Annotated in this window: 19 protein-coding genes; 10 read left to right on the forward strand and 9 right to left on the reverse strand. The window is 60.3% G+C overall.

Annotation, left to right across the window (positions count from 1 at the left end; all coding sequences use genetic code 11):
* Positions 1-118: 118 nt before the first annotated feature.
* Both N675_RS00185 and N675_RS00190 read right to left on the reverse strand, forming a co-directional pair.
* Positions 119-943, reverse strand: a complete 825-nt coding sequence (locus tag N675_RS00185) for a PrsW family intramembrane metalloprotease (RefSeq protein WP_051913658.1) — start codon at positions 941-943, stop codon at positions 119-121.
* A gap of 49 nt (positions 944-992) precedes the next feature.
* Positions 993-3701, reverse strand: coding sequence for a phosphatidylglycerol lysyltransferase domain-containing protein (locus N675_RS00190; protein ID WP_038037249.1), 2709 nt, complete (start codon positions 3699-3701; stop codon positions 993-995).
* A gap of 415 nt (positions 3702-4116) precedes the next feature.
* Between N675_RS00190 and N675_RS00195 the strand changes: the two genes are divergently transcribed.
* From N675_RS00195 to N675_RS00240, 10 genes are all read left to right on the forward strand, one after another.
* Positions 4117-4620, forward strand: coding sequence for a hypothetical protein (locus N675_RS00195; protein ID WP_038037251.1), 504 nt, complete (start codon positions 4117-4119; stop codon positions 4618-4620).
* 292 nt (positions 4621-4912) lie between these two features.
* Positions 4913-5038, forward strand: coding sequence for a hypothetical protein (locus N675_RS14700; RefSeq protein WP_277870616.1), 126 nt, complete (start codon positions 4913-4915; stop codon positions 5036-5038).
* 33 nt (positions 5039-5071) lie between these two features.
* On the forward strand, positions 5072-5656 hold the full coding sequence (locus N675_RS00200) for a hypothetical protein (RefSeq protein WP_038037253.1): 585 nt from the start codon (positions 5072-5074) through the stop codon (positions 5654-5656).
* The gene (gene merA / locus N675_RS00205; RefSeq protein ID WP_038037255.1) at positions 5640-7316 is read left to right on the forward strand and encodes a mercury(II) reductase; all 1677 of its coding nucleotides are present in this window, start codon (positions 5640-5642) and stop codon (positions 7314-7316) included. The genes N675_RS00200 and merA overlap by 17 nt, the downstream gene beginning before the upstream one ends.
* 26 nt (positions 7317-7342) lie before the next feature.
* Positions 7343-7798 carry an ArsR/SmtB family transcription factor gene (locus N675_RS00210; RefSeq protein ID WP_231577872.1) on the forward strand — a complete coding sequence of 152 codons (456 nt, stop codon included), beginning with the start codon at positions 7343-7345 and terminating at the stop codon, positions 7796-7798.
* Between the two features lie 26 nt (positions 7799-7824).
* On the forward strand, positions 7825-8193 hold the full coding sequence (locus N675_RS00215; RefSeq protein WP_038037257.1) for a hypothetical protein: 369 nt from the start codon (positions 7825-7827) through the stop codon (positions 8191-8193).
* On the forward strand, positions 8135-9034 hold the full coding sequence (locus N675_RS00220) for a TlpA family protein disulfide reductase (RefSeq protein WP_038037260.1): 900 nt from the start codon (positions 8135-8137) through the stop codon (positions 9032-9034). The genes N675_RS00215 and N675_RS00220 overlap by 59 nt, the downstream gene beginning before the upstream one ends.
* Before the next feature lie 23 nt (positions 9035-9057).
* Positions 9058-9693: a peroxiredoxin family protein gene (locus N675_RS00225; protein WP_038037262.1), complete on the forward strand. Its 636-nt coding sequence runs from the start codon at positions 9058-9060 to the stop codon at positions 9691-9693.
* A 3-nt stretch (positions 9694-9696) separates the two neighbouring features.
* Positions 9697-10494: a cytochrome c biogenesis CcdA family protein gene (locus N675_RS00230; RefSeq protein WP_051913660.1), complete on the forward strand. Its 798-nt coding sequence runs from the start codon at positions 9697-9699 to the stop codon at positions 10492-10494.
* 825 nt (positions 10495-11319) lie between these two features.
* Positions 11320-12063 (forward strand): GntR family transcriptional regulator, encoded by a 744-nt coding sequence (locus N675_RS00240; protein WP_051913662.1) that lies wholly within the window; start codon positions 11320-11322, stop codon positions 12061-12063.
* A 204-nt stretch (positions 12064-12267) separates the two neighbouring features.
* Here N675_RS00240 and N675_RS00245 read toward each other — a convergent pair whose 3' ends face one another.
* The 7 genes from N675_RS00245 to N675_RS00275 are packed head-to-tail and all read right to left on the reverse strand — an operon-like array spanning position 12268 to position 20302.
* Positions 12268-13176, reverse strand: coding sequence for a 2-hydroxy-3-oxopropionate reductase (locus tag N675_RS00245; protein WP_038037264.1), 909 nt, complete (start codon positions 13174-13176; stop codon positions 12268-12270).
* A 14-nt stretch (positions 13177-13190) separates the two neighbouring features.
* On the reverse strand, positions 13191-13976 hold the full coding sequence (hyi, locus tag N675_RS00250; RefSeq protein ID WP_038037266.1) for a hydroxypyruvate isomerase: 786 nt from the start codon (positions 13974-13976) through the stop codon (positions 13191-13193).
* Between the two features lie 28 nt (positions 13977-14004).
* Positions 14005-15372 carry an 8-oxoguanine deaminase gene (locus tag N675_RS00255; RefSeq protein WP_038037268.1) on the reverse strand — a complete coding sequence of 456 codons (1368 nt, stop codon included), beginning with the start codon at positions 15370-15372 and terminating at the stop codon, positions 14005-14007.
* A 40-nt stretch (positions 15373-15412) separates the two neighbouring features.
* Positions 15413-16339: an ABC transporter permease gene (locus N675_RS00260; RefSeq protein WP_038037271.1), complete on the reverse strand. Its 927-nt coding sequence runs from the start codon at positions 16337-16339 to the stop codon at positions 15413-15415.
* A gap of 34 nt (positions 16340-16373) precedes the next feature.
* Positions 16374-17516 carry an ABC transporter permease gene (locus N675_RS00265; RefSeq protein ID WP_051913666.1) on the reverse strand — a complete coding sequence of 381 codons (1143 nt, stop codon included), beginning with the start codon at positions 17514-17516 and terminating at the stop codon, positions 16374-16376.
* Between the two features lie 2 nt (positions 17517-17518).
* Positions 17519-19087 carry an ABC transporter ATP-binding protein gene (locus N675_RS00270; RefSeq protein ID WP_038037274.1) on the reverse strand — a complete coding sequence of 523 codons (1569 nt, stop codon included), beginning with the start codon at positions 19085-19087 and terminating at the stop codon, positions 17519-17521.
* A gap of 45 nt (positions 19088-19132) precedes the next feature.
* Positions 19133-20302, reverse strand: a complete 1170-nt coding sequence (locus N675_RS00275; protein ID WP_038037279.1) for a BMP family ABC transporter substrate-binding protein — start codon at positions 20300-20302, stop codon at positions 19133-19135.
* Positions 20303-20362 lie beyond the last annotated feature (60 nt).

The following is a 20362-nucleotide window of genomic DNA, read 5'->3' on the forward strand; positions in this document are numbered from 1 at the left end:
GCATGGCGTCAGGGTGGGGTCCGATTCGATCACACGCTGGTCAACATGGCACGGTAGCACACGCCCAAGCTGCACCAGACTGCTTCCCAGGCGCATGTGACTGGTAGGGGTGAAGCACCTAGGCATGGGGTGCTGTCACAGTGTCGATGGAACGGGCAAAGGATTCGCGAATGCGCCGGACAAGCAGCGTGATGCTCACGATGGCCACGAGCCCGCTCAATGTCTCGGCAAGCAGCCAGCCCATTGGTGAGCTAACTGGCAGCGTTTGAAATGTATCCCATAGGGTATGGAGAATGATCGCGAGCAGCAGTGCGCGCCAGGTCGCTCCCCGGATGAGCCCATGGCCTGTTTGGGCACGCTCGCGCCAGAGCGTTGCGGTAACGAGGCCGGTCCACGCAGCGTGTCCGGCGGGCGAGAGCAAGCCCCGGATAAGCAACACAGTCTCAACTAAGCCAACATTACCTCGTGAAGCAAGGAGTGCGACGAAGCCGTAGCCCATCGTCTCAAGCGCCGCAAAACCCATCCCAGAAGCAACACCAAGTACCAAGCCGGTTGCTTCACTGCGAGAGCGGCCGAAAAGATAGACGACCAATGGCACAATGAGCTTGCTCAGCTCCTCGATCACCCCAACAGCAATGAGCGGCAGGAAGCCGAGGCTACGGTAGGTATCGTACTCCAGCGTGCCAGCGACCGTCGCACCAAGGACGCCGCCCCAAACAAAATTCCAGATAACGACATGTGGTGCCAGCTGTTCCGGCAGCGCGTGCTCATAGAGCCAGAGGACAAAGGTGACAGGCACCAGGAAGGCACCGATGAGGAGCAGGGCTGGCGCGTAGTTCGGGTTATGCGTTTGCTGAATCGCACGCTGCAGCAAAACAAAGAGGATGAGGCCACCAACAAGGACCTGGAACCATCCGCGGAATGGAAGACGGAGAATCCCCATGACATCCCCCTCCGAATGCACGATGCGACTGTGGACAATGCACTACCCGCTATGATAGCGATGATGCAGGGGCTTGTGCCGATACAGCAGTAGAAGACACGCTGAGGCTGAAAGGATCCCAGAGTGGCTCGCCAGGCAGGAAGCGTGCAGCCCGGCGTGGATCGTAGGACTCAGTGAGCCGTACGACTGCCAGCGCAATCAGTGGTAGCGCTAGTTCAGTCTCGTAGACGAGGTACCGTGGCTCCCAGACTGGATCAAATTTGTCCTTGTACTCCCGTAAACCAGTGAACGAGAAGAGCCGGTTCAACCGTGTGTAGAAGAGCTGAATGGCGCGAGCTGTCAAGTCCACCCCGGTTTCAGGCGTCACACCAGCCAGTGGAGCCAGCCCAAGCGACAGGCTAGTGTAGCCGTGCGCCTGGGCTCGTTCAATGAGCTTGACGAGCAGAAAGTCCATTGCACCATTGGGTTCTGGCAGCCGACGCATGAGGTCGAAGGTGAGTTGGCCCGGCACCCCGCTCGGGATCAGGTTCACGAAGGCGACAATCTGCCCGGTTGCGCTCTCGACCGCAACGATCGGCGTCCACCTGACATAATCATCGCGAAACTGCCCTTGGGTGAAGCTACGTTCACGCCGGTTTAGTCCAGTGAGCCATGTGTCGGAAACGGCACGAAGATGAGCAAGCAGCGTGTCGTTGTGGGGTGGGGTGTAGTAGACAACGTGATATCCCTCGCGCTCAAGGCGATGCACAATCCATCGGAGCGGCTTACGGCGCGCGCCCCGGAGCGAGAACGAGCGCAGGTCGAGCACGGCTTCTTCGCCGATCTTGATTGCCTCGAGTCCACGCGCGCGGTATGCCGCAAGATGTGTCTCAGGCACTTGATGGAAAGCGACCCGCCAGTCGTTCGCGTCGCAGAAGTCGAGGAACTCGTCGAGTACGCGGTCGAAGTCTGCTGGTGTCGCGGCAACGGGGTCGCCGAGGACAACGGCCGTGTTGAGACTGACGCCATAGGCGATCACGGCCTCGCCGTGTGAGGGAAAGAAGAAGAGCTTATCCGGCCACCACTTAAAGAAATCAAGCGAGGAGTTGCCATACCGCTCAATCAGCTGCCGAGCACGCTGACGCTCCTGTGGGTGCGTGCGATAGCGCCAAACGACGGGGCGGGTGAGGGAGAAAGCCGCGACTGCGAGCGTGGTAATGCCAATCACGGTCAGCGAGTCAAGGAACCACGCGCCGTAGCGGGTGTGGGGGTGAATGGTTCGTCCGCCGATGCCAAAGTAGGTGGCAAGTGTCTGCTCAATTGCCTCGTGGAAGCGAAAGTGCTCGCCAAACGCGCGTGGGCCGAGCAGTTGGAATCCGAGTGCGCCGTACACGAGGGCAAAGGCAAAGCTAAACACAGTAAACGCGAGACCACGTTGCAACGTTGGCAGGTCAGAGCGGACATGGTAGTCGTTGTGGCGCCAGAGCAGAATCGCAATGTTGATGCCAGCCAGTACTGAAATCCATGGGTCGCCCCCGCGTAGACCGTGGATCGGAATCAGGCCAGCCAACAGAGCAAGCGAGGCAAGCCAGGCTGTGCGCTTGCGACGCCAGAGTTGATAGGCCAGGTACATGAGCAAGAAGCCGAGGACGACGGCGAAGGTACGCGAGAACTCCTGCGGCTCAAAGAGCGAGTACTCACTCAGCCGGTTCAGCCGTGGAGGGATCATGTGTGGCGTCGTCGCAACCAAAATTGAGAGCAGTCCTGTGAGGAAGAGCACCAGAGCTGGCAAATGCCGAACGAAACGACGTACCTCGCGGTCTTGCCCAAGGCGGAGTGCGAGCCCAAGCGCGAACGGCAACCAGAGTTCATGCAGGCGGTAGAGCAACGAGGCCGCGAGGGCGGCAGCCCCGGGCACACCGAGTTGCTCGAGCGCGAGCGTCATCGACAGTTCGACCGCGCCGGTGCCTTGAAAGAGCGGGATGACGAAGGCAAAGAGCAAGCCGACCTGATAGCCAATCAGCGCCACGAGCAGCGGAGGATGGACGCCCGTCGCGCGGAGGCAGGCAGCTAACAGCGCGACGTTGGCCAGGTCGACTGTCAGCGCAAACAGGAAGGGGAGGCCGAGGTCGCGCACGCGAATGCGCCGGCTGCGCAGGCCGTCGATGAGCTGGCGGACTTCCTCCGGCAACATACTGACAAGGCGATCGGGCAAAGGTAGGCCGCTGAGCACGAGCGCCGCGCCGCCGATGAATGTGCCAGCAACCAGACTCAGCGCAGCAACACCGCTCAACATGAGGGGGGTTAGGGCGTGGTCGAGGATGAGCAAGATGAGCGCAGGGATCAGCAAAAGCACAAACGACGTATAGCCGAGCGCGGCGTAGAGCCCGAGCGAGAGGAGGGATGCTTCGGTGGGCACCCCGAACTGGGCCAGATCCTGCGTGAAGACGTAGGTGCCAGGAGCGACGCCAAACGGCGTGACGGTGCTCACGAGCAAGCGGTGAAGGTCAGCGCGGAATAGTGTGCGAATGGGCAAGGGGTAGCCAAGCCGCGCCAGGATTGTCCGAAGGTTCGCCGCAATGACCAGGAGGATGCCCAGCTGAAGCAGGAGCGTCACGAACAACCAACGCGGGTCGGCATGACGCCAGACCAGGGTCAGCCGCACCAGCTCGCGCCGCTGATTCACGAAAAAGATGGTTACCAGCCCCAGTAAGACGACTAGCCACGCGCCGCTGGGAAGGCGCTGGAGTTGCTGGATGATTCGTCGCACGAGTCGCATTTGCCGCCGCTCACCTTAGGATGTTGCCACCGTTTGCCGTGTGGCACGCGATTGATGATAGACAAAATGCAGGCACCCTGCGAGTCCCGTTTCCTGCGCGGCCGTGTCCAGGGCTGTGTAGACCGACAACGCCCTGAGAACGAGCGAGTCGCGTGCGATGCATCAGCTGGTCCCTGCCCAGCGAGCCAATGGCCTCACTGCTGCATGCCCCGGTAGCGATGGCACTACCCGCGCGAGAAGCTCCCGGCTCACCTTGATGGCCTGTTATCCGCTGAGCTTAGGCGGATTCTAGACGATGAGTGGAAACACCTCAGGAGAAATCGTCGCGTGTAGCATCGAGAGGTATGGCTAGGGCCTCTCGTTGCCCAGGCTGACGTAGCGGCTTGCCAGTGTCGTGTAAGCAAGGAGAACATGCATGATGATGACCGATCTCGTCTTTGTCTTACGGCTCCTCCACCTGCTGACTGGCCTCGGCTGGGTCGGGGAAGTATTAACAGTCAACTTCGTCTTGCTGCCGACCTTACGCCGCGTCGATCCGCAGACCCGGGCACAACTCCTCATCCTCGCTTTCCCACTGGTCTTTCAACTCGCTACTGTTCTCGGAGGACTCGCTGTGCTGAGTGGCCTTGGGCTGTTCCTCCTGCTTGCTCATGGCCATCCTCTCCTGCTCGTAACGACCGCATGGGGGCACCGCATCCTCATTGGCGGATCCCTAGGAGGCGGACTCTACCTCTTCCATCTGTTCCAGGAGTCACGAGCGGAGCAGTCACTGGCAGCCGAGATTCTGGCATTGCGTGAACACGACGATCCGGTTCGCCTCGCGGCTCTGTTCCGTCATCTGGCGATCTTTCCACGTGTTGGACTCGGCATCCTCCTCGTTGCCGTTGGCTTCATGAGTGCCGCGGCACGCCTACCGTAGGTCGTCGCATCCCAATGCATTCGCCGATCACTGCCAAGTTCCGTGGGTACTCGTTCCTGCTTGTCACGGTGAAGCAATACAAAAACGAAATCGAATCTTCCGTGATCGAGATAGTCTGAAAATGCCACAGAAAATTGTCTCGTTTTTCCTGACTTGTATCTTCATATCCGAATACGATAAAATGATTATGTGCCAACGAGCTGCGGCTCGTAGCACTGCAAGTAATAAGACGTGTGGGCATGCCTGAGTCTGTTCCATCTCGCTACGCAGAATGCGAAGGGAAGAGGTTCCCGTGGTGGAGGCTGATCACTCGCTCAATCAGTTGCATTATTCACGTGTTCCCATCTTCCCGATAACGCAAGTCACTGGCCTGAGCCAGCAACTCATCAAGCTTGCATTAGCCCTGGACGCAGCGTGAATGTGCCACGTCATGACCAGTAAGGAGAGCGCCATGCAAGCGCGTTTGCCAGAACGTCAGAAAGCAAAGACCGATAAAAGAATGCTTCGTGTGAAGTGGCATTGGGTGGGCACAGGGCTCGAGGGGTTCGCTGCGATCAGCGGACTGGCGCTGAGCGCCATCGCCTGCTGTACATGGGCGCTTATCCAGTGGCTCGCCCTTGTCCTTTCTGCAGTTGGGGGAGCAGCAGCGTTTACCGTGCTTGCTCGGGCTGAAGCGTTGCTGCTTGTCATCGCCGCTGGAGCGCTTGGCGTTGCCGCCCGGTTCACTCGTGATCCCCTTAGTCGGACTCTCGACCTCGCGCTGGCTAGCCTGATGCTCCTCCTTGCTGCCCTGCGTGAGATGTGGTCGATTTCCCCGTTCCTACTTTGGGCTCTTGGCCCCTTGAACTGGCTCTTCGTCCACCGTCAGCAAGTCTTGCTTGTGGCCATTCTCGCTAACCTCGCCATTCGTATTGGAAGCTGGGCATGGCGCCATAACCAGGGTGCTTCGTCGGGATGCTGTAGCGTGCAGCCGACGAGCGTCTCGCGGGGCGTCGCTGACGTTGCATGGGAGGAACACGATGGCGTTATCGTCTGAGTATGAAGTTGTCCTTGTAGTCGATGGTATGACGTGCGCGGCCTGTGAGCGGCGCGTTGAACAGGCCCTCACACAAGCTGGAGCGCGCAACCCCAGCGCCAATTGGCGCAGCCGCACTGTGACATTTCGTATGCCGGCCGATGCCGACCTTGAGCGCTTCCGTCGCGCCGTGGCAGCGGCTGGCGGTTCACGCCACCACTATGTTCCTGGAGAGGCGCGGATGCAGCCACTGCCAGGCGCAGGCGGGACTGCACCGGTGAGCGAGCCTGCTGATGTCGATTTCGTGATCCTCGGCAGCGGGTCGGCAGCCTTCGCCGCGGCGATCGAAGCGCGGCAGCTTGGCGCCAGCGTTGTGATGATTGAGCGAGGCACCATTGGTGGGACATGCGTCAATATTGGCTGTGTGCCAAGCAAGTTCTTGCTTCGTGCAGCTGAAGTTGCCCACGAGGCGCGCACGAGCCCGTATCAAGCGGTGGTGAGCCGGCTTGAGGGCATCGATCTGGCGGCGCATGTCGCGCAAAAGCGCGCGCTGATTGCCGAGTTACGCCGGGAGAAGTATGAAGACCTGATCGCATTCTATGGCTGGGAACTGATCCGTGGAGAGGGACGCTTTGTTGATGGCCAAACTGTCGAAGTCAACGGGCGCCGCATCCGTGCCCGCGCTATCCTCATCGCAACTGGAGCACAGCCAGCTGTTCCTCCTATTCCCGGCTTGAGAGATGTCCCGTTTCTCACCAGTACAACCGCGCTCGATCTTGACCATATTCCTGCTTCACTCGCGATACTCGGTGCTGGCTACGTTGCCCTCGAGTTGGGGCAAGCGTTCCAGCGACTTGGTAGCGCGGTTACCTTGATCCAGCGCCGTCCACGCCTCTTGCCAGAGGCTGAGCCAGAGTTAGCGAGCGCGCTGCAGCAGGCGCTCGAAGCTGAGGGCATGCGCTTTGCCCTTGGCTCCCACGTGCTTCAGATCGAGCGGGTCGGTGCTGGCGTGCGTCTGACACTCAACCAGTCTGGGCACACGGAGACGATTGAGGCAGACGCCTTGCTTGTCGCAACCGGTCGCCAGCCTAATACTGACCAGCTCAACCTGAGGGCTGCTGGCGTTGCCGTCGACGATCGAGGTGCGCCAGCACATGATGCAACCCTGCGGACGACCAATCCGCGGGTCTACGTCGCTGGCGACGTCACACTCGGCCCTCAATTTGTCTATGTGGCTGCCTATGAGGGGCGACTCGCCGCTCGCAACGCATTGTTAGGCGAAGCGCGGCCTGCTGACCTGTCAGCTGTGCCTGCGGTCATCTTTACTTCACCGCAAGTTGTATCTGTCGGGCAGACGCGCGCGCAGGCTGAGACAGCAGGCTACTCTGTCGTGAGTGGTTTTGCTCCAGCAGCAGTCATTGCGCGCGAGCGGGTCAATCTGCAGCCGTATGGAGGCGTTCTGGTTGTCGCTGACGCTGACTCTGAGCAGATACTCGGCGTCCATGCTGTGGCCACTGCTGCTGGCGAGCTGATCGAAGCTGCGACGTTGGCCGTTGTTCACCGGCTAACGCTCGACGATCTCCGTAACCACTTGTCACCATACCTGACCAGTAGCGAGGGATTGCGCCTAGCTGCTCTCGCGGTCACCCAAGACGTAGCCCGACTCTCTTGCTGTGCGTAGTAGAGATGATGCGAAAGGAGGAACGCATGGAAGAAGCACATGAGATGCCGGAGGCAGAGGTAATGACACCGGAGCAACCCGCTGAACTCGGACTGCACCCGCGGGCGGGCCGCCGCGTTGGGCAGGTGAGGCGCAGCGGGAGTGCACGAGCGCTCCCAGATTCTCGTCACACGGCTACGCCAGAACTTGTTGCCAGGTTGCTTCATGGACTGAGTGACCCAACACGCGTGCGGATCCTTGAGCTTCTGATCCGCGAAGGCGAGCTCCATGTCAGCGCACTTGTCGAACGCCTTGGTCAACCCCAAGGCCGAATCTCAGCCCATCTCGGGTGCTTGCGCACCTGTGGGTGGGTCACGGTACGACGGGAAGGCAAATTTGCGTACTACCGGGTCGTTGACGAACGCGTGCCGTTACTACTGGCACTGGCTAAAGACCTCGCAGCCGATCACGCTGCTGGCGTGCTGGGTTGTCCATTAGCGTAAGTTGCGCGCACGGAGGGAGTGACGGGATGGAAGGACAACCTCGAGTGAGTTGGAAAACCCTTGGCATCGTCGTTCTCGCTGTGCTCGCCTGCCCTTGCAGCTGGCCAGGGGTCGCTTTTCTTGTCGGCTGGCTAGGCCGGGCCATTGGCCTGAGCTGGCCGGTCACGCTCGGCCTGGTGGGTAGTGTTGCGCTCGGTAGTGCTGTCCTCATCGTGCTTCGGCGGCGCGCACGGGCCACTGCCCAGGAAATCGGAGGCTCCTGCTGCGTGTCGCTGAGTACGTCCGCAACGCCCGCCCGGCAGCAGTCTCAGGCAACACCGGATACGGAGGCAAACGATGTTGTCGACGCGCGACCAGTTCACACTGCACGCTCGTCACGGCCTCTTGCGCGTTAGTACGCTGCTGCTCGGCTTCACCCTCATTGCTGTTGCGTGTGTGACAGGCAGCGCTACGCCTGTGCAGTCCGGTTCTCCACGTGCTACCCAGCAATCGCTAACGCCGGCGGTAGCTTCCCCGGCGCCGACAGCCATGCCTCAACTCGGTCAGCCGACATCTGCCACGTCAACCCCAACGGCAGGGCCGGAGACGACTCCAGAAAAGACGTGGCCAGCGACAACGCCAGTCCCACCAACACCGACCACAACGAAACCAACTGCCCAGACCGCCCTTGAAGCATCGCCATCCGCGGTATCAGCCGAGCAAACGCTAGCGTCTTCGCCGCACGTAGCAACTCCGACTCCGGCTATAGCAAAGACAACTGTCGCGACCTCGCAGGTAGCAACGTTATCCCCGACAGCGGCCCCAGCTGCTGACACAGATTTCGCTGTGCGCCTGCTCGATGGGCGGGTGTTCCACCTTGCTGACGCGCGTGGCCGTCCGGTTGTCGTCTTGTCCCTGACCACGGGCGGTTGTGCAGCATGTACTGCCCAAGCCCAGGCCCTGATCCGCGCTGCGGCCCAGCAACCCACCATCGTCGCACTCGCGCTCGATATCGACCCGCTTGACACTCCGCAAGACGTCGCAGCATTTCGTGACTTCCTCGGCGGGACGGCTGTCTTGTGGGCTATTGACAACACAGGAACTTTGGCGCGTCAGCTTGGCCTGCGTGACATCAACCAAGTCATCGTCATTGCCCCGAATGGCCAGACAGTCTACCGGGGCTCGGCACCAGCTGACCCTGCTCAGTTCCAGCAACTTATTCGTCGGGCTAGCGTCGGCGCCAACGGGTGTTGCTAAGAATGACACAGGAGGCAGCGGCAATGGCGCATCCACCACAGGCGAGAATGCCCACTCCCCGCTCAACCCGGCAAGCAAGGCGGAAGGCGCGGCAGCCTTTCCCTCTCGGCCGAGTTGTAGCCGGTATCGTACTCGGCCTTGGCCTCGTCGCACTGGCCGTGTTTGTCATCTTCCCGAAGCATGTAACACAACCGCCGAATATGTCTTCGTCCGGCCCCGTTGCCGTAGGTCAACCCGCCCCCGATTTCTCCTTGACCCTTGTTGACGGTACCCCGTTTCGGCTGAGCGAGCATCGGGGCCGCGTTGTGGTCTTCTACACTATGGCAGGGTGGTGCGCCTCCTGCATTCCTGGTACGCGCACCTGGGCCCAGCTCTATCCCGAATATCACCAGCGCGGTATCGACCTCGTCATGTTATCAGTCGAACCGACCGAAACTCCACAGACGCTTGCTGCCTTCGAACAACAGGCGGGGATCAGCGGCTCAACGCTGCCGTGGGCCATTGACCGGAACTTGCAGATTGCTCGGTTGCTCGGCGTGCAAAGCCTTGACCAGACGATCATCATTGATCGACAGGGACGGCTGGCCTACTCAAGTCCAGCCCCGCTCAACGCCGGCCAGCTTCGACAGGTACTTGACCAGGTACTTGGAGGGAAATAACCGATGGGAATCGTACAAGCCTGGGTAGCCCACTGGCTTTCCGTGCTCGTTGACTGGCTACCGGTTGGCTATGCCTTTGGGGCAGGTATGCTCGCAGCTGTGAATCCCTGTGGATTTGCGATGCTGCCCGCCTATCTCGCACTCTACCTTGGCGCAGTGCCGCAGGCTGGTCGTTCGCTGCCCCGGCGGCTTGGTGAAGCGTTGGCGGTTGGCATCGCTGTCTCACTCGGCTTTCTCATACTCTTCGTACTAGCCGGGCTGGTCGTCGCTGCTGGTGGACGGCTTTTGCTCCCCATCATGCCTTGGGTTGGCTTAACGATTGGCAGCGTGCTCATCATACTCGGCCTTCTGTTACTCCTTGGGCGTACGCTCAATCCCATTATCTTTGAAGAACTTGCCGACCGCCTTGGGCAGCACGCTCGCATGCAATCGGGTAGCACAAGCCGGAGTACAGCCGAGGCCGCTGATCCCCCTACTAGTGCACTGCGCGCAGCGCAAGGCTTCTTTCTGTTTGGCCTTGCTTATGGTCTGGCTTCACTCAGCTGCACCTTACCAGTCTTCATGGTTGCAGCGGGGAGCGCGCTTGTCAGCGGTAGCGTGGGGCGTGGGCTTGTCCAACTCCTCAGTTACGGGCTTGGCATGGCGAGCGTTGTCCTTGCCTTAACGCTCGCCCTGGCATTCGTCAAGACCGGTCTTGTTGCGATACTGCGTCGGGCCATTCCCTACGTCCAAGTGGCCTCGGCCGGATTGCTCATTTTCGCCGGCATGGCTATTGTCCTTTACTGGTGGCCCCACCTCTGATAGCGGACACGAGGGCACAGTCCGCCGAGTAAGTGGATGCGTCAAAGATAAAATGACGATCGCTATCCATTCCTTGAGGAAGCCCGCAGACCGCTTGCAAGAGCGAGGCGAGAGGACGAGGCGAAGCGATGAAGGTCCTCACAATGCAATTCTTTGCGTATAAGAATCCTTATCCGCAAAATATTATGCTCGTTCATCCCAGGACAATGTATCGTGGCCACTTGGTGTACCGGAGGGTGGCAATGGGTGTTGTCGTTCCTGCCCGCGAGAGCGCAGCAGGATCACGTCGCCACAGAGGTTAGCGCTCTCACATGTATTCCAGGCATGCACGGCAGCATGTGTCGGCATTGGTGGATCAGCATGCAACGGCATTCATGCAGTGCTGCCACAGTCCAGCGGCTCATGGTTCCTTGCTGGCAGGCAGTTGGCGTAATTCGCTGCGCGCATGGCAGCGCGGCAATGCAGCGTGTGTCATTGCCGCAGAGCATACCGTCGGTGAAGCCCGCGCGTGCAGGCACGAAAGTCTCATCATAGTAGCGATGCTGAGCACGCCGCACCGACAGGTTGCGTCGCGTTGCTCAAAACACTGCGGGATCGATGCTGACGACGACGCCGCCGGCATGCTCAGTATCCGCCTGTGTTGCAGTGGCTCGCGGTATCGATGTACGGCAAAGCCCCTTGCCTGTGTCTCGGCAATGCCCCTCATTGAAGGCAATTAATTATGTCACCTTCAAAATGTCGTGAGAGCACGAACACGGTCCATGGCATAATCGGGAAGTGCGTGGGGTTACCCGAAGGATCAATCTGGGAGTCGGAGCACAAGTCATGGCTCGCGAGACTGCAATCAGGCGACAAAATGGAGCAGCGCTCGAGCAATCTATCTATGATCTTGTTCGTCGTGCCATCTTTGAACATCGTTTACCGCCGGGCACGCACTTACCTGAAGAGACGCTCGCCGCCGTTTTCGGTGTGAATCGGCAGCGGATTCGTCGCGTGCTCTTGCGCCTGGCACACGATAAGATGGTTGACTTGCGTCCAAACCGCGGCGCGACGGTTGCCCAGCCCTCGCCCAAGGAAGCCCGTGACTTGTTCGCTGTCCGTACAGTGCTCGAAGAACTCGCGATCCGTGAATTGGTCGGTTCGCTGAGTGCCGAGCAGGCAGCTCGCCTGGCGGAGCATGTTGCTGCCGAGCGTATGGCCTTCGAGCAGGGTGATCGGCATACGATGATTCGGCTTTCTGGTCAGTTCCATATCCTCTTGGCTAGTCTCACCGGCAATACGGTGCTCGAAGAACTGATCCGTGGACTGGTTGCGCGCTCGTCGCTCTTGCTTGCACTCTATGGTGGGTCGAATGAAGAGCTCTGCTCACACCTTGAACATCAAGAACTGCTCGATGCGATCATAGCTGGTGATCAGCAGCGTGCAATCCAGCTTATGGATGCCCATTTGAACGGGATCGCCCAGCGACTGCATCTGAGCGAACCGGCTTCGGCCGCGACGAACCTGCCGGCAATCTTTCGCGAGCTCATGGCGCTGCCTGCTACGTCTGCTCCACCACCGTTGCGCTAAGCTCCCGAGGAGCACGCTCGCCAAGCACAGCCCCACGTGGCACACGATACCGTATCCGCTGCCGGCGGTGCACGACGGTAATAGCGGTTACACCAGCAGTGTCCACTGCGCTACCTGCTTCGCTGGCACCCTGCTGCTCTGCCAGGCAGAGAGACGAATACGGGCGGTGGTGGCCTCCTTTCCAACAGGGTGCATCTGAGGGTGCTACGCTGTTGCCGAGTGCTCAGTTGCCGTGGTTCCCTCGCCAGTAAGCGTGCGATAGACGAGCGCAAGTGCGGCATGGTCAAGTTCAGCCCCGCCGTTTGCAATCAAGCTGTCGAAGAGCGTTGCAACGTGCGCCGTTGCTGGAAGCGGCGTCGCAAACTCGCGTCCGAGGTTCAGCGCAATCCGCAAGTCTTTGCGATGCAAGCGCGCGCGGAAGCCCGGAGTAAAGGCGTTCTCGAGCATGCGCTGGCCGTGGACTTCGAGAATGCGGCTGTGGGCAAAGCCACCGAGCAACGCCTGGCGTACCCGCGCTGGGTCAACGCCAGCCCGAGCGGCGAGCGTGAGAGCCTCAGCAACAGCTTGAATCGTTAAGGCCACGACCATCTGGTTGCAAGCCTTGGCGACCTGTCCAGCGCCCGGTCCACCAACGTGGGTGATGTTCTTGCCGAGGACTTGGAAGATCGGCCGAGCGCGTTCGAACGCCGCTTCAGACCCGCCGACCATGATGGAGAGGGTACCTTGCTCGGCGCCAATTTGTCCGCCCGAGACAGGGGCATCCAATGCCTCCACCTGCCGCTCAGCAAACGCTGCATGGACTGCGCGAGCGACAGCCGGGTCAATGGTTGACATGTCGATGAAGAGGCTCCCGGGCTTGATCCCTTCGATCACGCCGTTCGGTCCAAGCGCAACCTCCTGCACTTCTGGCGAATCCGGGAGCATAGTGATGACAACAGTGCTCTGCTCCGCCACCTCGCGCGGATTGCGAGCGCCTTTCGCCCCCTGCTCAACGAATTCAGCGACCGTCGCCTGATTCCGTGTGTAGACCGTGAGCGGGAAGCCGGCACGCAACAGGTTGCGGGCCATTGGCTTGCCCATAATGCCCAGCCCGATAAACCCGATCTGCTCCACCGTTGTCCTCCTGCCTAGCGTTGAAAGCCAGCGGCCTCGATCCAGTCGAAAGCGTGCCAGGTATCAGGAACTGGCACGTACTCAAGTCCAACATAGCCGTCATAGCCAAGATGATCAAGCTCGATGAGCACGTCGCGCAGCGGAGCGCGGCCGGTGCCGGGTTGATGGCGCCCTGGCACATCGGCAATCTGGACGTGACCAATCAGCGACATGTGTTCGCGGAGAAAAGCGAGTGGGTCTTCCCCCATCCGCACAGCGTGATAGACATCATACTGGATGCGGAGGTTTGGCACGCCCACGGCTTCAACGATTGGTAGGGCTTCGGCACCGGTCCTGATGAAGAATCCAGGAATATCGAGGTCGTTGACTGGCTCGAGGAGCAGCGTTATGCCGTCCTCACCCAGAACGTCGGCAGCGTAGCGGAGGTTCGCAACGAGCGTGGCAGTTGCGTCCTTGTGTGCTAGCCCTGGCGGAACAATGCCTGCCAAGCAGTTGATGCGTCGCACGCCGAGCGCGCGGGCGTAGACACGCGCGCGCTCCACCCCTTGCCGAAATTCCTCCTGCCGCTCTGGGTGAATCGCAATCCCGCGATCTCCAGCAGCCCAGTTGCCTGCGGGAAGATTGAACAGCACTTGCGTCAGTCCGTGTGCCTGCAGCGTTGTGGCGAGCGTGTGTGGTTCCTCGTCGTAGGGAAACATGTACTCGACGAAGCGAAAGCCTGCCTGGCGTGCCGCAGCAAAGCGTTCAAGAAACGGCATCTCTGTGAACAGGAAGCTGAGATTGGCGGCGAACCGCGGCATCGTGCTCTCCCCCTTCCCCTCCCCGGCATTATCGCACAGGCTCACCGCGGACAAGTGCGTGCGCGAGCGCGTTGTGCCGGGCAATGAGTGCAGGCAGATCGAGATCGACAATCTCCCCTTTCCAGACGCGGATTCGCCCATTCACGACGCTAAAGTCGACGTACGGCGGGTGGCAGAAGACAAGTGCTGCAACCGGATCGTGGACAGCTCCGCCGGCGAGATCGAGGCTATCGATACGCACGCCGATGAAATCAGCGGCCATTCCTGGGGCCAGCTGGCCAATGTCGTCACGGCCAAGGACTGCTGCCCCACCACGTGTTGCGAGCCAGAGGACTTGACGTGCAGTCAGTGCACCCGGGTCGCCGGTAATCCGGTGGAGCAGCAACGCGTTGCGTGCCTCGGCCAGCAAGTGTGAGCTGTCATTCGAGGCTGATCCGTCGACGCCGAGCCCGACCCGTGCGCCAGCCTGGAGCAGCGCGGGTACTGGGGCAATGCCCGACCCCAGGCGCATGTTTGATGTCGGGCAGTGTGCCACACCCGTTCGCGTGTGGCCGATGCGTCCGATTTCGTCCTCGGTGAGGTGCACCATGTGAGCATGCCAGACATCCGGACCAACCCAGCCAAGTTCTTCGGCAAGCTCAACAGGCCGCTTTCCAAAGGTTTCACGGCAGTAGGCAATCTCGTCTCGGGTCTCGGCCAAGTGCGTGTGCAGATGCACACCGTAGGCACGTGCCAGTTCAGCGCTCTGCCGCATCAAGGTTGGTGAGACCGAGAATGGCGAACAGGGAGCGACGACGATCCGCACCATGGCGTAGCGCGCTGGATCATGATAGTGCTCGATGACACGCCGGCAGTCACGGAGAATAGTCTCTTCGTCCTCGACGACCGCGTCCGGTGGTAGACCGCCGCGTGATTCGCCGACCGACATTGAGCCACGTGCGGCGTGGAAGCGGATGCCGAGCTGTTGGGCAGCTTCGATCTGATCGTCAAGCCGCGAGCCATTTGGCCAGATGTAGGTATGATCCGCGGCCGTCGTACAGCCAGAACGGAGCAATTCGGCGATGGCCACCTGCGTGCTTACGCGTATCGCTTCTGGCGTAAGCCGTGCCCAGATCGGGTAGTGATACCGAAGCCAGGCAAAGAGGCCGACGTCCTGTGCCGCCGGGAGAGCACGGGTGAGGGTCTGGAAGAAATGGTGGTGCGTATTTACTAACCCAGGCAGCACCACGTGGTTGGTGGCGTCAATCACGGTATCTGCATGCTCGGGAAGGGCTGTCGTTGGGCCAACAGCGCGGATGACATTGTCTTCAACGTAGATCCCGCCATCTTCCCATTCGGTCAGCGCATCGTCCATGGTCAGCAAACGACGCGCATGCCGAACCAGCAGGGTTCCCATCGCATGGTATCCCTTCACTCTGTCTACCACGAAAGGCGCGTTAGGCCCGTGCTTCACGCCGGTATGGCATGCCAAGAGCCGCCGGAGCACCAAGCCGTTGCCGGGCCACAGCTTGCGTTGTTATGAGGAGGACCAGAATAGTCGCTACGTACGGCAGCATATTGAGAAAGAAAGCTGAGACGGCGACGCCAGCTGCCTGGAGCAGAAACTGGGCTGCTTCCACACTGCCGAAGAGATAGGCGCCGAGGACCGCGCGCAACGGATTCCACGTAGCGAACACAACGAGCGCGACTGCGATCCATCCACGGCCTGCGGTAATGTTCTCTGTCCACGACGGATTCGTGCCAAGGGCAATGGCAGCGCCGCCCAGGCCGGCAAACATGCCGCCGACAATGACGGCTACTGAGCGCAGGAGCGGCACACTATGGCCCATCGCATCAACCGTTGCAGGGCTGTCGCCAACCGCACGGATCAGAAGCCCGAGGTGAGTGCGGAAGAGCACAATCCAGAGGCCAATCGCAAGCACGTAGGACAGGTAGGTAAGTGCGTTTTGGCGGAAGAAGATTGGACCGAGAATAGGGATGTCGGCAAGCAGGGGTAGCGCCATGGCGCGAAACGAGACGGGGGCTGCCTGGCCAACGAGTGGTTTGCTGAGGAACGAGGCAAGGCCGGTCGCGAAGAGCGTCAGCGCAAGGCCACTGACGATCTGATCAGCGCCAAAGGTAACGGTGAGCACGGCGTGCAGTGCTGCAAGCAATCCGCCGGCAAAAAGGCTCGCGAGCAGGCCAAGCCAGAGGTTGCCAGTCCACACTGTCGTGGCAAAGCCGGCGAGAGCTCCGATCAGCATCATGCCTTCCACGCCAAGGTTCATCACGCCAGAGCGCTCAGCCAATACTTCACCAAGTGCCGCAAGCAAGAGCGCTGTCCCAGAGCTGACGGCAGCTGCCAGTGCTGCGATGAGAATCATCGTCCCTTGCCTTCCGCTCGCTTTACCTGCCACGCTACTCGGCTGGTGCTGAAACGGCTGATGCTGAAGAGGTGCGTTGTCGTGTCCACGTTAGCCGGTAGCGACGAAGAACTTCGGTGCACAGCAAGTAACACAGAATCATCGTGCCCTGGAGCATCGGCGCGATGGCCGCTGGAAGTCCGAGGCTCATCTGTAGCTGGTCGCCCCCGACTAAAAGCCCGGCAAAGAGCACTGCAGCGACGATCGTTGCCCATGGATTAAGCTGGGCGAGCCAGGCAACAATAATCGCGGTATACCCATAGCCTGGCGAGAAATTGCGCTGGAGCTGATGGGCAACTCCAGCAAGCTCACTCATCCCGGCAATACCGGCGAGTCCCCCGCTGACAAGCATGACGAGCACAATGTTGCGCGCAACCGGCATTCCTGCGTAGTGGGCAGCGCGCACATTCTCGCCAATGACGCGAATCTCATATCCCCAGCGTGTCCAGCGGAACACGGCCCATAGGAGAGCTGCGGCAATAATCCCAAAGGCAAGCCCGAGATGAATGTTGGTCGTGCCGAGCCGTGGAAGTGACGCCGCGTCTGGAAGTTCGCGTGTGCCAGGGAAGCCATACCCATGCGGGTTTTTCCACGGACCATGCACCAAATATTCGGAAAGGAGGATGGCAACGTAGTTGAGCATCAGGCTGGTAATGATCTCATTGACGCCTGCCCATGCCCGAAGGAGACCAGGAATGAGCGCCCAGGCTGCCCCGCCGAGAAAGCCAGCGAGCAGCATGGCCGGAATGAGTATCAGCGCTGGGGCTGTGGGCAGGATGAAGAGGGCTGTGCCGGTTGCGGCGATTGCCCCGAGATAAAACTGCCCCTCACCACCAATATTCCAGACACGCATGCGGTAGGCAACCCCAAGCCCAAGGGCGATGAGGAGCAGCGGCGTCGCCTTCACGAGTGTTTCTTCTAGGGCATAGACTGAGCCGAACGCGCCGAGAACCATTGCGCGATAGACCGTGATCGGGTTAGCACGTAGTGCGAGCAGCACGATGCTGCCGATGAGGAGCGCGAGGACAAGGGCGAGGAGCGGAGCAACGACTTGGGTGACGCGTGAGGGGGTGAACCGCCGCTCGATGCGCAAACGTGCCCGCCGCACACTGGGTGTCGTCTGTGCTGATACAGCCATGCTCACCATCCTGCCTGCTCAGTGCTTGCTAAGGGTGATGCAGTAACGGTCGTGCCTGGCACGATGCCAGCCATGAGTAGTCCGAGTTGTTCGCGCTCGGCAGTCTCAGCGGGTACCATGCCAACAAGGCGGCCTTCGTACATGACGCCGATCCGGTCAGACAGCGCAAGAATCTCGTCGAGATCTTCGGAAATCAGCAGAATGCCAACGCCGGCAGCTCGTTGCTCAAGGAGGAGCTGATAGATCGCCTCAATCGCGCCAATGTCGACGCCGCGCGTTGGGTGCATGGCAATAAGCAAGCGCGGATGCTGGGCTAGTTCGCGCCCGAGCAGCAACTTCTGTTGATTGCCTCCCGAAAGCATGCCCACGGGTACATCGACACGCGACGGGACGATCTGATAGATCTGGACGAGGTCCTCAGCGAACCGCCGGATCATTGGGCGGCGCAAGACCGGTCCCTGCGCATAGGGCTGGCGCTGGTACGCGCGGAGAACGGCATTTTCCCACACCGGTAATCCACCGACTAACCCAGTGCCGAGGCGATCTTCCGGCACATACGCGATGCCAGCGGCGATAAAGTCGCGTGGAGGGCGGCCGGCCAGTTCGCGATCACCAAGGCGAATTGATCCCCTGGCAACGCGTCGCACACCAGCCAGCGCTTCGGCCAACTCGCGCTGACCGTTCCCTGCAACGCCAGCGATCCCGACAATCTCTCCTGCATGGATCGTCAGATCAAGGCCTGGAATCGCCAACCGCCCGCGGTCATCGTGCACGTGCAAGTCACGTACGGTAAGCAAGGCTGGCCCCGGCGTAGCCGGTGTGCGGCGCTCGGGGAGCACGACGTCGCGGCCAACCATCATGCGGGCAAGTTCGCGTTGGTCGGCCTCGTGAGCTGCAACCGTGCCAACGACTTGCCCACGCCGGAGCACCGTGATGCGATCAGCGACGGCGAGTACTTCGCGCAACTTGTGTGAGATGAAGATGATGCAAAGACCCTGTGCGGCCATCGCCCGCAATGTTGTCAGCAACTGAGCAGATTCTTGCGGGGTGAGGACCGCGGTTGGCTCATCAAAGATGAGCACACGGGCACCGTAACAGAGTAAGCGCACAATCTCAACCCGTTGCCGTTCGCCAAGCGAGAGTTGCCACACGGGCGTCTCTGGCGCGACTGGCAGCCCGTATTGCTCGCTTAACTGCCGGAGCTGGCGGCTCACCTTGGCGGTATCAAGCCACAGGCCGTGCTCACGTGCGCCGAGCACCACGTTCTCGGCGACCGTCAGCGCGTCGACCAGCATGAAGTGCTGGTACACCATGCCAATGCCAAGGCGGATGGCGTCGCGTGGAGAACGCAGGGTGACTGGCTTGCCGTCGATCAGAATATGCCCAGCGTCCGGCCGGTACAGTCCCGCAAGGATGCTCATCAGCGTCGATTTCCCAGCCCCGTTCTCACCAAGCAGGGCATGGACTTCCCCAGCCCAAGCCCGAAAGGAGATCGCATCATTAGCCAGCACGTCTCCAAACCGCTTGGTGATGGTGATCATCTCGACCGCTGGACAGGCTTCACTTGCCATGCAGCGCTCCCCTATCGTCTGTCGTGCCTGCGGTCGGTGAGAGGCTTACTGGGGGATCGTCCCCTCAACGCCCTCAACAAACCAGTTCATGTTGAGAATCTGGTCGCCAGTCATTGACTGTCCTTGTGGTATCTTCACCTGGCCTTGTTGATCTTTCAGTGGTCCAGCAAAGACGGTGAAGATTGTTTTCTCACCGCTCTTGAACTTGTTGACCTCCGCCTCAATCTGTTGCTTGATATCAGCTGGCACCATCGTGTTTAGTGGCGCAAGGTCAACAATACCGTCTTTCCAGCCGCCCCAGTATTGCTCCGATTTCCAGGTGCCTGCCTTTACTTGCTGCACAAGCTGCGTATAGTAGACACCCCAATGCCAAATTGGGCTCGTCAAGTTGGCATGTGGCGCGGCATTGTGCATGTCGCTATCATACCCTATGCCGTAAACATTGCGGGCTTCAGCGGCTTGCTGTGTTGCCGGCGAATCTTGATGCTGGGCAACGACATCGGCGCCGCTGTCGATGAGCGATTCAGCTGCCTGGCGCTCTTTCTGCGGGTCATACCAGGTGTTGGTCCAGACGACTTTGACCTTTGCGGCAGGGTTGACGGCTCGTACGCCAAGCGTAAATGCGTTGATGCCGCGGATCACTTCGGGGATTGGGAATGCGGCAACATACCCGAGGACGTTGCGTTTTGTCATCTTGCCGGCCAGCATCCCTGAGACGTAACGTGGCTCTTCGATCTTGCCGAAAGCTGTCCCGACGTTTTTCGCCGTCTTGTAGCCAGAGATGTGAATGAAGACGGTATCAGGGAACTCTTGCGCGACTTTGAGGGTTGAGTCCATGTAGCCGAAGGAGCAGGTCACGATGATCTTGAATCCTTTGCGGGCAAAGTCCCGGATGACGCGCTCGGCGTCCGCTGGATTTTCCGGCACATTTTCCTGGTAGGCTGTTTCAATATCGGGGAATTTTTGCTGAATTTCTTGGCGCCCTTGGTCGTGGGCCCAACTCCAACCCGCGTCGCCGACTGGCGCTGGATAGACAAAGGCGACTTTGAGCTTGCCACTACTTGTGGCCGTGCCACCGCTTGTGCTTGCGGCGGCCTTCGTCGCCGTTGGCGCAGCTCCACCACTCGCTGGCGTTGGCGTTGGGCTGCTCGCTTGGCCACACGCCGTTGCGACGGTCATGCCGATCATGGCTTTGATGAGGTCGCGACGTTTCATCGTCCTCCTCCATCTTCCGGCCCCGTGCTCTGCGCCGTTCTGCTGGTAAGCAGATGAGGG

The sequence above is a fragment of the Thermorudis peleae genome (assembly GCF_000744775.1).
GTDB lineage: Bacteria > Chloroflexota > Chloroflexia > Thermomicrobiales > Thermomicrobiaceae > Thermorudis > Thermorudis peleae.